Here is a 12,564-nt window from a genome sequence, read left to right as displayed (position 1 = left end):
TCCATGCGCGCCGATTCGCTACCCCGCATTGCCTGCTCTCTGGGCCGCTACGGCCTGCTTCTCGCGGCAACCCTGATCGCCACCGGATGTAAGACGGACACCGGGCCTGATGACCCCACCATTCTGGGTGATCCCCCGACCGAGGCCTACCTCGGTGTGGAGTACTACTACAATTTTGGTGCCTTTGGCGGTGAGCGTATCCTCGATTTTTCCCTCACCAATGCGCCGTCCTGGCTGGCTTTGGAAGACACCAGCAACAAAGCGCGGCCGGGAATTATCATGCGTGGTGTGCCAGGGCTTAGCGGCGGCGCCCGCGGTGATGCGGACCTCGGCAAGCAGGAAAACATCAATTTGCTGACAACGGACGGCGAGCGTGCAGGAATGCAGCCGTTCGATATTGAGGTCAAGCGCAATCCGTTGTCACTGGAATCCGACACGTTTATTGAAGGCAAGGCATCCGAGGCTCCCGACGAGGCCGACAACCGCTGTCAGGCGCCAGATCTTGAGAGCACCGGATCTCACAGCTACGAGATCAACCTGTTTGATGAGACCGGTGAAGTCACGGCCACGGAGCCTCGCACCGGCAAAACCACGCCGATGCTGGTGAAAGTGTTGCTCGAGCAGCCTTCCGTGACCCGGGTCGCGGTGGCCTTCGAATTGACGTCTGAATTCGACCCTGAGGCATGCGATCAGGACTTTCTCCCCGATCACCAGCGCTGCGAGGAGGGCGATGCTAACCGTGACGAGGCCATAATCGGGCGCGATATCGTAGCGCTTGGCAGCGACAGCGCAGGCCGCCTGCCGATTCCCGATTACCTCCGTTATGAGCGTGATGACAACAACGTGTATTCCCGGGGGGTAGTGACTCTGGAGCCCGGTATTACGGAGTGCTACATCCGCCTCGAAGTGGTTGATGACACGGTACCGGAGCCGTCAGAGTCACTGCGCCTGACCCTCATCGAAATACGCAGCGGGCTGGCGGCGCTTGGGCCGTCCGACAGCGGGGTGCGGACCACTCTGGTGATCGATGACAACGAGCCGGTGGTGCGGTTGGAAACTCTGGAAGGCCGGCAACGCGACGCCATCAGCGTGGGCACTGAACGCGAGTTCGTGGCGGTATTGACGGGTGAGCGAGGGGGAAGCATCCGCGCCCGGCTCGCCGAGACTGAGGACTCAGTAGCCAAGGCCGGTGACTACGTCATCAGAACCCGCAACGAGGAAGATCTGTGGGTGGAGGATCCGACGCTGACCTTCCCGCTGGGTGTGGATCGCATTCGTTTCCGTGTCTTTATACCCGATGATTACACCAATCCGGGCCTGAACGACAGGTTTTTGTTGTTGGCGCCAGACCAGCACTACCAGGCGGGGCGTGAAAACTTTGCGGGCTCAGCCGATGGTGCCGAAATGCGGCTCAACATCAACGAACTGCTGACACCCCTTGCCCTGAACGACGGCAATGCCTTCGTACCAACGGATTTGACCGTCGGTCACGACGGCAGACTGTTTGTGGCGGGTTATGACAGTGACGCGGACGACCGGGTGCTGGTGCGGATTTATGATCAGAAAGGCTCATTGTTGCAGGAAGTGCCCGTATCGGACGCCACGGTTGTGCTCAATCAGCCAGACCCGGTGATTGCCTTTGTCCAGCGGACGGTGACCCGGGACAACACCCGCATTGACCGTTTCGAGTTTGCGGTGTCCTATCAGGCAGTGAACGACATACCGGGTCAGTCCTCCAGCGGTGGGCGGGATGCGGTAACCACGCTGTTCTGGTTCGACTCTGCCCAGCCCGCCGGCAGTGAGTACGTCGAACTGTGGACCCTCAGGGCCGGCACCGGCGGCCATGACGATCCTCGTTGGGTGGGCATTAATGACAGTAATGGTGCGGTTTTTGTCGCCGGTGAAACGACGGGACGTTGGCCCGGCCAGACCCGTGGTGGCGGGCAGGACAGTTTTCTGCAGCGCATTGATACGGTGACTGACGGTGATGCACGGGTTCCGGACATAGCGTGGACGCGTCAAACCGGGTCCAGCGCGGATGACAGCGTGGTTGCCGGAAGCGCAGCGACCGCCAGCGCCTACCTGTTCGGCACGACTAATGGAGCCATCGGCGGAAGTGGCGGACAGGGTATGTCAGATGGCTTCTTCTACAGTGCCTCTACCGCCGAAGGCGCCCTCAACGTCTATCAGGTTGGTACAGACGGCGACGAGGTGGTGGCCGATGGTCTCTACACCCCCAGCAACCTCTGGTTGCTGGGAGACAGCAATCGCAACTACATCATCCAAGAGCAGGACGAGGGCAATAACATTCTGGTGGGTGAGCCGCTGAGCGGCACTAACGGGTTCATTCTGGGTTATTCATCGACCGGCAGCGTGAACCGGGCATTTTCTTTCGGATCCGAGGATCGTACCGGAATGGAAACATTCCGCTCGTTACTGTTGTTTGATGGCGATCTGATTGCTGCCGGGTCAACCACGGGTGCTTTTGTTGACGGCGCGGTGAGTGGCGCCACGCAAGCCATTCTCGGCCGAATGGACCCTGATGGAAAACCGGAAGAGGGCGACCGAGATGCCGATCCGGATGAGGGGGATGCCGTAGCAGAGGAAGACACCGGCACCGAGATTGCCACAGAACTCTGGCGCGTGCAGCACCTCGCTGACGATGCCGGGTTCCGGGTGATCGCGAATTACCGGGATGATGAGATCGTTGCGCTGTTTCGGCAAACGGTGGGCGGCAACGTGCAGTGGAGTGTCCTTCTGTTCTCTGGTGAAGGGGTGAAACTGAACTAGACCATGCCGTGCTTGCCACCCACGCTGGCATAGAGCTTAAGATAGTCGGTGCTGGTGACAATACCGGATGGACTGCCGGCCTGATCAACCACGAGTGCCGCATTCAGTTGGTGGGCAAGCATCAGCCGCGCCAACTGATGAGCATCTGTCTCCGGGGAGGCGGTCAGGAAAGCCGGCAACTCCACGTGCACCAGACTGTGGCTCATAGCGTCGGCGTTGCTCTCGTGCAGCAACGTGAGCAGCCAGCGCAGATCAATCAGCCCTGCCACGTTGTCCTGCGCGGTGACGACCAGGTGATGGACGCCGTGATCGTCCATGTGGGTCAGCGCTTCGGCAACGGTGGCGGTGGCAGGTAACGAATACAACGCCGGCGTGCACAGCGAAGAAACCGGCAGATAACTGCGCTGGTCCCAGGGCTCGGTTGCTGCCGCTGCCCCATATTCCTCCAGGGCACGGTGATGCCCCGCTGAATAGCTGGCTTGCTGGAATTCGGCATCCGTCACCTCGCTATGGCCGGTATTGATCGGTTGCGATTCGGTCATTTCAGTGACATCACCCACGCGCCGTCCGCGGAATACTTCCGGTAATCGTGTGCCGACAGGTCTGCCGGGTTCACTGACAAAAATGGCCATAGGTATTCTCCAGAACGTAATCCCCGTTGCCGGTGTATCGGCCGCTGCCAGATTTTCTTAAGTCACTAATTCGCCTGATCTGCCGGAACGGGCCGAAAACAGCGCCCTGGCTCAACCCGTCGTACCAGCGAAGACGGCAGGCAGCGAGGCTCCCCGGTGATCACGTCGGCCAGGTACTCCGCCAGCAGGGGAGAATAGGTCAGTCCTTTACTGCCGAAACCGGTCAAAAGAAACAGGTGTTCCAAGTCGATGTCTGCTATTCCTGACAGTTCTCCTGCGACCGGCTGATAGTCATGAGTTGTGCAGCGAAAGCCGACTCGCCCTGCCAGCTGCCCGCCATCCATGGGTTCGTGCTGCCAGATGCCCGGGAGCATGGCCGTCAATTCGGCTACATTCTCACGGTGGCTGGCGGCGCTCTCCGCCGGCGAGAGATCGTGCAGGTCGAAGGTGGCCCCCGTTACTGCGACCCCGTTGCTGGCGGGATTGATGTAACGCGGCCCGCAGATTACCGCTCCTGGGGAATTTATGATGGACGCCGGCAGGTGGCTTACCTGACCCCGGATGGGCTTCAGGCGGAACATGCCTTGCTGAGGATCCAGAGGAATGAGCGCCGGCGTTTCGTGGCCCCCGCAGATGACGACCCGGTCCGCCTGCTGGATCTGATCGCCGGCCAGGACTCGCCAGCCATCGTCGTTGCGCTCAAGATGGCTCACTTCGCTGGAAAAAAGGTGCTGGATTCCGGGATGCTGGCTTAAATGCTGGCACAGCAACGCCGGCTGCAGCCAGCCGCTGTGAGCAAACCAGAGACCGCCGTCGGCGACGTTGAGACCACAGAGTTCGCTGGCCCGCTCGGCAGACACGGGCTGCACCACCTCCGGTGGGTAGTCGTTGCGAAGGGTGAAACGCTGCTGGCGCTCATGTTCCTGTGGGCCAAAGGCCATCTGGAAAAGCCCGGTAGGGTGCCAGCCATCGCCCCGGAACGGGTCGTAATATCGCTGGCTGAACAGTAGCGCAGAGAGCGCGAGTTGGGTCTGGGCGTTGAATTCCACCCCGAGTTTCACATACAGGGCGCCCTGCAGGTTGCCGGACGCCGCTGCACCGGGGCCGGATGCGCGGTCGATGAGCGTGACGCTCACTCCCCTTGACGCAAGATTGGCCGCCAGCAAGCAGCCTGCGATGCCGGCTCCGATAATGGCAACAGATCGGGGAGGGGGCGCCAGCGAGGACGCTGCAATAGCCGGGCGGTCTGCAAGTTCGCCATGCAGCATCTCCCGCTTGCGCCCGAAGCCGGCGGTTTTAGTCATCCTGAATCCACACGCAGTCAGCGCGCGGCGAACGCTGCCCACCGACGTGAAAGTCGCCAGCGTCGCTCCGGGTTTGCTGTGCTGGCGGACAAGGTGCATGGTGTCTTCCAGCCACATCTCCGGGTTGATGGCCGGCGCGAATCCGTCCAGAAACCAGGCGTCCGCCTGGAAGTCCAGCTCGCGCCAGCCATCCGTCACATCACCGAGGTAGAGGGTGAGCCTGACACGGCCGTGATCGAGCAGGATGCGATGAACGCCGGTGATCAGCGGCGGGTAATGTGCCACCAGTTGATCGGACAGTTCCGCAAGCTCCGGCCACAGGCTCAGGGCCCGCTGCAGGTCTTGCCGGCTCAACGGGTAGCGCTCCACCGATACGAAATGCAGGCGTGCACCGGGTGCGGGGCAATGCGCCCTGAACGCTTGCCAGGCGGCGAGGAAACTCAGGCCGGTGCCGAAGCCGCTTTCACCAATGACGAATGACGAGCGGTTCCCGAGATTGGCGAACCGCTCGTTCAGTCGATTGTGCGTGATGAAGATGTATCGGGTTTCTGCCAGACCGTTGCCACGGTTGAAATAGACATCGCCAAAAGCCCGGGACTCAGGCACACCGTCCTGCCAGTCAATCTCCGCCGGCTCCAGCGAAGGTAGTTTCGGCGAGTTCATCAGTCGGCGGTTTGGCCATCTTGTTGAGCTCCGCGGATGACCGAAACCCGCTCAATCACGATGGGGTCGCGGGGAACATCCGCCATGCCGCCGGAATATCCGGTCCGGGCGCCGGCGATGGCGTCAACCACACCGAGACCCCCGGTGACCTTGCCGAACACCGCGTATCCCCATTTTCTGGGATTGTCGGTGGTATTGAGGTAGCCGTTATCCACCACGTTGATGAAAAACTGGGATGTCGCGGAGTGTGGCTGTCCGGTGCGTGCCATGGCGATGCTGCCCCTGAGGTTTTTCAGGGTCGGGCTGCCTTCGTTCCGAATCGACTGGCCAGTGTTTTTGCGACCAAGATTCTTGTCAAAGCCGCCACCCTGAATCATGAAACCGGGTATGACCCGGTGAAAGATGGTGCCGTTGTAAAAGCCACTTTCAGCGTACTCGATAAAATTCCGCACGGTTTCCGGGGCGACGTCGGGGCGCAGCATCAGTTCAATCACACCCTCGCTGGTTTCCATTCGTACCAGCGGCAGATTCTCGTTGGCGCTGATGGTTTCTTCAGCCGCCGCCATCGCGGGCAGAATTGTAGAAGCGAGCAACAACAGGAGGGCCTGAATCACAGAAACTGTGGGTTTTACCGTATTTGTCATTTGAGTCGGGTGCACCGTGTGAGCTCCGTCAGTCATCCCTGCAATAATGCAGGCGTTTGAAGGGTTTGTGTGGATGTTAGCAGAATTAGAAGGTATTACGGCGATTCCCTATGCGCAGATCGGGGTCATCGTCTAACCTATTATCAGATTGTTGTACAACACACGTCACTGAGCCGGGCTGTACGGTTATCGATACAATGGATTGGGGGAACATGGTGAGAATCCGTCAGGGTTTTGAGGAAAAATCACGGCTTGGTCTGCTGCTGGTCAATCGCGGATACCTCTCTGAGGGCCAATTGGAAGATGGTCTGCGCTTGCAGCGCGACACCGGGCAGCGTCTTGGTGAGGTGCTGGTGCAGGCAGGCTGGATCAGCGAGCGGGAGCTGCAGCGGGTTCTCAAGCACCAGTCCCGATACCGCAATGCCGCGGCGCTGTTTACCATGGTGACGTTACCATTCCAGCCTCTGGTCAGCTTTGCCGCCTACAGCGGAAGCGAGACGGCGTCCGCGAGTGAACAAGGGCCGGGGGAGCTCTATGCCCAGCCTGGGCTGTCGGCACTGGACGATGTCGAACTGGCCGCGATTGCCGGGCAGGGCGATCCCACATTGCTGCAGCGCATTGAATCCGTGTCACGTATGCCGGGGGCCGTGGACGAGGTAAAGGGCAAGAACCTGGCTGAGGGTGTGGATGTCATTGAAGGCATACGGCTGACCGCAAACATTTTTGTGCCGGTTCTCAATTTCCTGGATTCGGACCTGACCATTACCGGCGTGCATTACCGCAAGGATACGCCGCGCTATCAGGTGCGCAGCGATGGCGGTCTCGTGCTCGCATTCCCGGAACGGATAGAGCAGATCCGCATGGACAACATCCGCGTCAGCGGTGGGCAAACGCCGGCCTTTGGAAACGTCAGTATCAACGACATCCGCTTTCATCCGGATTCTCGGATGACCATCTACACCCGCTGACCGACACGACACCTTCAACCGGCGTCGCGTCTGTTGCGGCTGATCAAAGTGTGATCAGGCGCTGGCGAGAATGGTCCGGTCAGACAGGCCGGTCTGTTCCCCATGGGAGCCATAGAGCTTCTGTTGGCTGCTGGCTCCCCGGAAAATGTCGGTCAGCCGGGTCAGGCGTTTTTGCAGGTGGCTGATGACGCGGCCGTTGTTCTGGTTGAGTTCCTGGCAAAAGGTCAGGCGCTCATTGGCTTCCGCCCACAGGGTAGCCAGCTCCGTCAACCCGGCACTGCGGATAAAACGGGATGGTGCGCCGCTTTCAGGCCGGTAGCCCATCGCTACCAGGTGATGGATCTTCTGCTTGGCGCGATCACGTATCGCTTGCAGGATCGCGTTCTTTTCCCCGGTCAGGGATTGGAGAGATGGCATGTCTGTGGTTGAAAGGCAGGTTTGCTCCTGCTCCAGCAGTTCCGCCAGGTTCTGAAGCTGGCGGATATCCTGAGACAGAAGGTCTTTCAGTTCATCGATTGCGGCCATGATTTACTCACCCGAAAATGCTTTCATCCATCTCAAGCATTTTCTGGGCCAGCTTTTCAGCGTCAATCTTGTAAGAGCCGTCAGCCAGGGCTGCACGAATCTGTTCGATGCGGTCGTCATCCATCTCGGGGTAATCACCGAGCTTCTGCTCCAACTGCTTCAGGTTCTTCGCCTGACTGCTCAGATTCACGTTCTCACCGCGAGCGTCCGATGCCTGCCCCTTCGCCTGTTCAGGCGATGCTGGCTGGGTGTTCTGCGTGGAGGCAGACTTGTCGGCCGTGGTTCTCTGGGTGTTGACCTGGCCGGGGCCAATTCCATTAAAGTCAACTGACATATCGGTACCTGCTTACCTTGTTAGCTGTCCAACGACAGCATTCGCGAATTTTATACTTGCGTATCGGCGGCCCGTTGCAAAACTTTAGGATTTTTTTTGCGCTGACAAAAGAATTTTCGTTAGTGTGCGGCTTTACCGTCGGCAAGGTCTTGCCGCTTGCGGAAAAGGCCCTCCGCTGATCACATAGGTATTTCGACCTGGCCCGGCGCTGTAACCCGGGCTTTTACGGTGCGTGACGATGACAGGTTCTCTACCAGAACCTGGTCGCCTACGCTGGCGTCCGCGAGGGCCTTGCCCCGGGAGTTCACTGAAAAATTGCCGCTTCGGGCGGTGATCATAACATGGTCACCCCGTGCGACAGCCGCAGGAGCGGAGAGAAGGTCCGGCGTCATGAGTGTGCCGGTGTTCACCCCGCGCCGCATTTCCATCCCGACAAGCTGATCCGGATCGGTAATAACGCCGCGGCGCGTTGCATTGACGGTGACCCGCTCGGCTTTAATCAGGCCGCTTGTCACTTTTTCGCCTCGCGCCAGAGGGCGCGCAGCGACGAGGCCATCACCGTCGATGGTGACCGTGGTGTTCAGAAACATCCGCCAGGGGCGATCACCGCTGCAGGCGACCTGAAGGGTTGGCTGTGTAGTTTTCCACACGTCACTGCTGAAACTGACCGCCAGTGGCCTGTTGCAGGTAGCGAGGGCCAGCCGGCTGTCCAGTCGACCGGTTTTGTAGGCCACAGCAAAGCCACGCTTTTCCTGTTCAGCGCTGAACGCGTTCAGAAAGCCGTTCGCGGCGAGCTTGATCTGGGCGGCCGTGGTGTTGGCCGCCTGCAGTTCGGGTGACGCTGAAGCCAGCATTGCCATGGCCAACGTTGCGACAAAAATCGTGGTGCGCATAAGCAGTAGTTTGTCCTATGCTATCGGTATTGAGGCAAAAAACCGGCCCGTCCTTCAGGATTCCGGCTGGCTGCCGTTAATCGTATTTAGCGAGTCAAAAAACCGGCGATCCTTGGCGTTTAGACCGGCAATGACAAAAAAACCAGCAAAATACATGCCGGTATCAAGTGGCAGTTTCGGGAGAGACGCAATGGCAGGGGTACTCGATAGTGTTAATCAGCGGACGCAGCTGGTAGGGCAGAATCGCCTGGAGCTGCTGCTGTTCCGCCTTCGTGGCCGGCAGATGTACGGCATCAACGTTTTCAAGGTCAAGGAAGTGTTGCAATGCCCCAGGTTGTCGTCGATTCCCAACAGCCGCAGCATGGTGCGGGGCGTTGCCCATATCCGTGGTGAAACCATTCCCATCATTGATCTGGCCATGTCGATACGGATGCCGGGTATCCCGCAGGAGGAGCTGGCCACCAGCTTCGTGATCATCACGGAATACAATCGTAAAATTCAGGGCTTCGTGGTGGCAGGCGTGGACCGGATTATAAACATGAATTGGGAAGACATGCTCCCACCACCGAAAGGCGCCGGCACGGAGATTTACCTGACCGCCGTCACGAAAGTTGACGACAAACTAGTAGAAATCATTGACGTAGAAAAGATTCTTGCAGAAGTTTCTCCGCTGAAGGATGATGTGTCTGAAGAAATTCGTACCAGAAGCGCGCAACGGGTTGCCGGGCATCTTCCGGTGTTGGTGGTAGACGATTCCTCGGTGGCCCGCCGGCAGATCGAGCGCTGCCTGACAGCCATCGGCATGGAGGTAATCACCCGTGATGACGGTAAGCAGGCACTGGATTATCTGAAGCAGATCACCGCGGACGGATCAAAAGCCAGCGACCACCTGTCGTTGATGATTTCGGATGTCGAAATGCCGGAAATGGATGGCTACACCCTGGTGACCCGTTGTAAGAGTGATCCGGCCATCCAGGATATCTTTATCATGCTCCATACCTCACTCAGTGGAGTCTTCAACACCGCGATGGTGCAGAAGGTGGGAGCAGATGTGTTCATGGCCAAGTTCAGTGCTGATGAGCTGGCAGAGAAAGTGATGGAGATCATCGACAGGGAATAGATTGTGCCCCTGACGTCCTTTGTTTCACCTGACGCAGAGATTCAATGAAAGCTGACATTACGCCACAGGAATATGAGGCCTTTAAAACGTTCCTGCAGGATGCGTGCGGCATATTGCTTGGTGAGAACAAGCAGTATCTGGTGAAAAGCCGCCTGCGCCGAATTCTCGAGGAAAACCAGCTCACGACCCTGGGTGAATTGCTGGACCGGCTGAAACGGACCGGCCGCAGCAACCTGCGGGAAGTGGTCATTGATGCGATGACTACTAATGAAACGCTCTGGTTTCGTGACAACCATCCCTTCCGCATCCTTCAGGACAAACTGCTTCCGGAATTCGCCGAGCGTCAGTCGCTCCAGCCCCTCAGAATGTGGTCTGCCGCAAGCTCAACGGGGCAGGAGCCCTATTCGGTTGCAATGATCATTGAAGAGTTCCGGCGGCAGCGACCGGGGAAGCTCAGGGATGTGAAAATCACCGCCACCGACATATCCAAAAGCGTTCTGGAGGTGGCCCGCAAGGGCGAATACGAGATGATCGCGATCGGACGCGGGTTGTCTACCGAGCGGCAGAAGCAGTTTTTTACGCCTTCTCCCAGTGGTGGATGGCAGATCCGGCCCCAGATCAAGAGTATGGTCGAGTTCAAGGAACTGAACCTGCTTGAGCGGTACATGCTGGGGAAGTTTGACGTTGTGCTGTGCCGGAACGTGCTGATCTACTTCTCGGCGGAACTGAAGAAAGACATCCTCACTCGCATCCACGCCACCCTGAATCCTGGCGGCTATCTGATTCTCGGTGCGTCCGAGTCATTGAATGGCCTGCCGCATCTCTACGAAATGGTGCAATGCCACCCGGGAATCATTTACAGGAAGAAATAAGCCATGCCTCTGAATGTCGGGGTACTGGTGGCCGCTCAGGCGCTGGCGATGTGCACTGCGCCTTTCGTCGTTTTCATCGGGAGTATTCAGGGGCGGCTGCTGGCCCCGTCGATCGAGTACGCGACGCTGCCGGTCGGCCTCGTTGTGGTCGGCACCGTGCTGGCGATCAAACCCGCTACCTGGCTCATGGAACGCGTTGGCCGCAAGCAGGTAATGCTGCTGGGAGCGGTTATGGGCATTCTGACGGGGTTGCTCGGTACCCTGGCGTCCTGGCAGGGATCGTTTCCATTGCTGTGCCTCGCCGCCGTAATCGGCGGCACCGGGCTGGCCGTGGTTCATCAATACCGATTTGCGGCGATGGAGTCGGTGCCCACCGAACTTGCCGGTTCCGCCGCTGCCCGGGTGTTGCTGGGCGGGTTGGTGGCGGCCTGGCTGGGGCCGGAAATTGCGGGCATTGGCAGCGGCCCGGATGAGGCGTTTCCCTTTCTGACCAGTTGGTTTGGCCTCGCGATCGTTCAGGGCGTTGCGCTGATAATTCTGGCAGCAGGCTACCGTGCCCGGGGAGAGCTGGTTCGTGAATCCCAGCCCGGGGGCGGCAGACCTTTGCCCGAGGTGCTGGCCAATCCGCTGGTCTGGGCCGCGATCAGCGCAGCGGCCATTGGCTATGCGGTAATGAGCTTTATCATGACTGCGACACCGCTTAGCATGACCGAGTCAGCCGGGCACGATTTTGACGATGCCAAACGGGTCATTCAACTCCACATCTTGGCCATGTACCTGCCGTCATTGATCAGTGGCTGGTTGATCCGTGTCGTGGGTCTGCCGCTGATGATGACTGCCGGGCTGCTGGCCTGCCTTGGTTGCGTATTGCTGGCCGCCAGCGGCATCAGTTTCCACCATTACCTCAGCGCCTTGTTGTTACTGGGTATTGGCTGGAATTTCCTGTTTGTGGGCGGGACAACCCTTTTGCCCAGGGGGTACAGGGAGTCGGAGCGGTTCCGGGTTCAGGGTTTGAATGACATGCTGGTATTCGGCGCCCAGGCGACGGCGGCGCTGTCTGCGGGCGCTGCGCTGAGCTGGCTGGGCTGGGGCGGGCTGGTCATGTTGGCTGTGCCATTCCTCGTGCTTCATGGTGTACTGATGATCTTCTGGCTGACCCGTGCACGTACGCCTGAGATTGCTGACTGAAGGAGAGCGCAATGCTGATAGATCTGGATGGCATGGCACCACAAGATGCCTATCACCTGCTGACGCAAACGGTGATTCCGCGGCCTGTGGCGTGGGTGCTGAGCGAGAACCCCGAGGGCGACTACAACCTCGCGCCATTCTCGTTTTTTACGCCGATCACCAGTAATCCGCCACTGCTGATGATTTCCGTTGGCAGGAAGCCGGGGGAGGGTGTGTCCAAAGATACCCGGGTCAACATTGAAGCGCGCAAGCATTTTGTGGTTCACATCGCCCATCGCGGTCTTGCGTCTGCCGTGACCGAATCGTCCCGTTCGCTACCCCATGGTGACTCCGAACTCGCTAATCTTGACCTGGAACTGGCTGACTTTGAGGGCGCTGAGCTGCCTCGCCTGAAGGATTGTCACGTCGCATTTGCGTGTGAGCTTTACGAGATCAAGGAGATTGGCGAAGCGCCCCAGTCACTGGTGTTCGGAAAGGTGACGCGGGTATGGGTGTCTGATGACGTTATCCGCCACGATGACAAGAACCGAATGACCTTCGACGGTGCCACTATCGACCCGATCGGGCGTCTCGGGGGCAGTGAATACGTCACATTCGGGGAGGTTTTCAAGATACCCCGGCCCTCCTGAAG

12 protein-coding genes are annotated in these 12,564 nt (G+C 59.0%); 6 read left to right on the top strand and 6 right to left on the bottom strand.

All coding sequences use genetic code 11. From position 1 onward, the window contains the following. The first annotated feature begins 3 nt into the window (after positions 1 to 3). A complete protein-coding gene (locus MLC70_RS09745) occupies positions 4 to 2,790 on the top strand; it encodes a hypothetical protein (protein ID WP_248183458.1) in 2,787 nt (928 codons plus the stop codon). On the opposite strand, the gene MLC70_RS09740 is transcribed toward MLC70_RS09745, so the two are convergent. The 3 genes from MLC70_RS09740 to MLC70_RS09730 all read right to left on the bottom strand — a co-directional run bounded on the left by MLC70_RS09740 (position 2,787) and on the right by MLC70_RS09730 (position 5,982). Further along, positions 2,787 to 3,422, bottom strand: a complete 636-nt coding sequence (locus MLC70_RS09740; protein ID WP_248183456.1) for a CBS domain-containing protein — start codon at positions 3,420 to 3,422, stop codon at positions 2,787 to 2,789. The genes MLC70_RS09745 and MLC70_RS09740 overlap by 4 nt on opposite strands. Positions 3,423 to 3,487: 65 nt before the next feature. Continuing rightward, positions 3,488 to 5,392 carry a bifunctional tRNA (5-methylaminomethyl-2-thiouridine)(34)-methyltransferase MnmC2/FAD-dependent 5-carboxymethylaminomethyl-2-thiouridine(34) oxidoreductase MnmC1 gene (gene mnmC / locus MLC70_RS09735; RefSeq protein WP_427902104.1) on the bottom strand — a complete coding sequence of 635 codons (1,905 nt, stop codon included), beginning with the start codon at positions 5,390 to 5,392 and terminating at the stop codon, positions 3,488 to 3,490. Continuing rightward, a complete protein-coding gene (locus MLC70_RS09730; RefSeq protein WP_427902103.1) occupies positions 5,389 to 5,982 on the bottom strand; it encodes a peptidylprolyl isomerase in 594 nt (197 codons plus the stop codon). The genes mnmC and MLC70_RS09730 overlap by 4 nt, the downstream gene beginning before the upstream one ends. A 266-nt stretch (positions 5,983 to 6,248) precedes the next feature. Here MLC70_RS09730 and MLC70_RS09725 point away from each other — a divergent pair, with 266 nt between their 5' ends. Further along, positions 6,249 to 7,001: a cyclic di-GMP-binding domain-containing protein, MshE-related gene (locus tag MLC70_RS09725; RefSeq protein WP_427902102.1), complete on the top strand. Its 753-nt coding sequence runs from the start codon at positions 6,249 to 6,251 to the stop codon at positions 6,999 to 7,001. Between the two features lie 54 nt (positions 7,002 to 7,055). Here MLC70_RS09725 and MLC70_RS09720 read toward each other — a convergent pair whose 3' ends face one another. The 3 genes from MLC70_RS09720 to flgA form a co-directional block, all read right to left on the bottom strand. Then, positions 7,056 to 7,526 carry a flagella synthesis protein FlgN gene (locus MLC70_RS09720; protein WP_248183450.1) on the bottom strand — a complete coding sequence of 157 codons (471 nt, stop codon included), beginning with the start codon at positions 7,524 to 7,526 and terminating at the stop codon, positions 7,056 to 7,058. Between the two features lie 7 nt (positions 7,527 to 7,533). Beyond that, positions 7,534 to 7,860, bottom strand: a complete 327-nt coding sequence (flgM, locus tag MLC70_RS09715; protein WP_248183447.1) for a flagellar biosynthesis anti-sigma factor FlgM — start codon at positions 7,858 to 7,860, stop codon at positions 7,534 to 7,536. A 179-nt stretch (positions 7,861 to 8,039) separates the two neighbouring features. After that, positions 8,040 to 8,753: a flagellar basal body P-ring formation chaperone FlgA gene (gene flgA / locus MLC70_RS09710; protein ID WP_248183445.1), complete on the bottom strand. Its 714-nt coding sequence runs from the start codon at positions 8,751 to 8,753 to the stop codon at positions 8,040 to 8,042. A gap of 190 nt (positions 8,754 to 8,943) precedes the next feature. On the opposite strand from flgA, the gene MLC70_RS09705 reads away from it, so the two are divergent. The 4 genes from MLC70_RS09705 to MLC70_RS09690 are packed head-to-tail and all read left to right on the top strand — an operon-like array spanning position 8,944 to position 12,562. Further along, positions 8,944 to 9,873, top strand: a complete 930-nt coding sequence (locus tag MLC70_RS09705; RefSeq protein ID WP_248183444.1) for a chemotaxis protein CheV — start codon at positions 8,944 to 8,946, stop codon at positions 9,871 to 9,873. A gap of 44 nt (positions 9,874 to 9,917) precedes the next feature. Continuing rightward, entirely contained in the window at positions 9,918 to 10,745 is an 828-nt protein-coding gene (locus MLC70_RS09700) for a CheR family methyltransferase (protein WP_248183442.1), read from the top strand. Between the two features lie 3 nt (positions 10,746 to 10,748). After that, a complete protein-coding gene (locus MLC70_RS09695; RefSeq protein ID WP_248183440.1) occupies positions 10,749 to 11,933 on the top strand; it encodes an MFS transporter in 1,185 nt (394 codons plus the stop codon). 11 nt (positions 11,934 to 11,944) lie between these two features. Beyond that, entirely contained in the window at positions 11,945 to 12,562 is a 618-nt protein-coding gene (locus MLC70_RS09690; RefSeq protein ID WP_248183438.1) for a flavin reductase family protein, read from the top strand. Positions 12,563 to 12,564 lie beyond the last annotated feature (2 nt).

It is taken from the genome of Marinobacter goseongensis (assembly GCF_023156235.1).
GTDB lineage: Bacteria > Pseudomonadota > Gammaproteobacteria > Pseudomonadales > Oleiphilaceae > Marinobacter > Marinobacter goseongensis.
Note: the sequence above shows the minus strand (reverse complement) of the source record. Positions and strands in the feature narration are given on the sequence as shown.

Bases quoted from the DNA above. Each gene is read 5' to 3' on its own strand.
- MLC70_RS09745 (WP_248183458.1), top strand. From the start codon at position 4: ATGCGCGCCGATTCGCTACCCCGCATTGCCTGCTCTCTGGGCCGCTAC.
- MLC70_RS09740 (WP_248183456.1), bottom strand. From the start codon at position 3,422: ATGGCCATTTTTGTCAGTGAACCCGGCAGACCTGTCGGCACACGATTA.
- MLC70_RS09720 (WP_248183450.1), bottom strand. From the start codon at position 7,526: ATGGCCGCAATCGATGAACTGAAAGACCTTCTGTCTCAGGATATCCGC.
- flgM (WP_248183447.1), bottom strand. From the start codon at position 7,860: ATGTCAGTTGACTTTAATGGAATTGGCCCCGGCCAGGTCAACACCCAG.
- flgA (WP_248183445.1), bottom strand. From the start codon at position 8,753: ATGCGCACCACGATTTTTGTCGCAACGTTGGCCATGGCAATGCTGGCT.
- MLC70_RS09705 (WP_248183444.1), top strand. From the start codon at position 8,944: ATGGCAGGGGTACTCGATAGTGTTAATCAGCGGACGCAGCTGGTAGGG.
- MLC70_RS09700 (WP_248183442.1), top strand. From the start codon at position 9,918: ATGAAAGCTGACATTACGCCACAGGAATATGAGGCCTTTAAAACGTTC.
- MLC70_RS09695 (WP_248183440.1), top strand. From the start codon at position 10,749: ATGCCTCTGAATGTCGGGGTACTGGTGGCCGCTCAGGCGCTGGCGATG.
- MLC70_RS09690 (WP_248183438.1), top strand. From the start codon at position 11,945: ATGCTGATAGATCTGGATGGCATGGCACCACAAGATGCCTATCACCTG.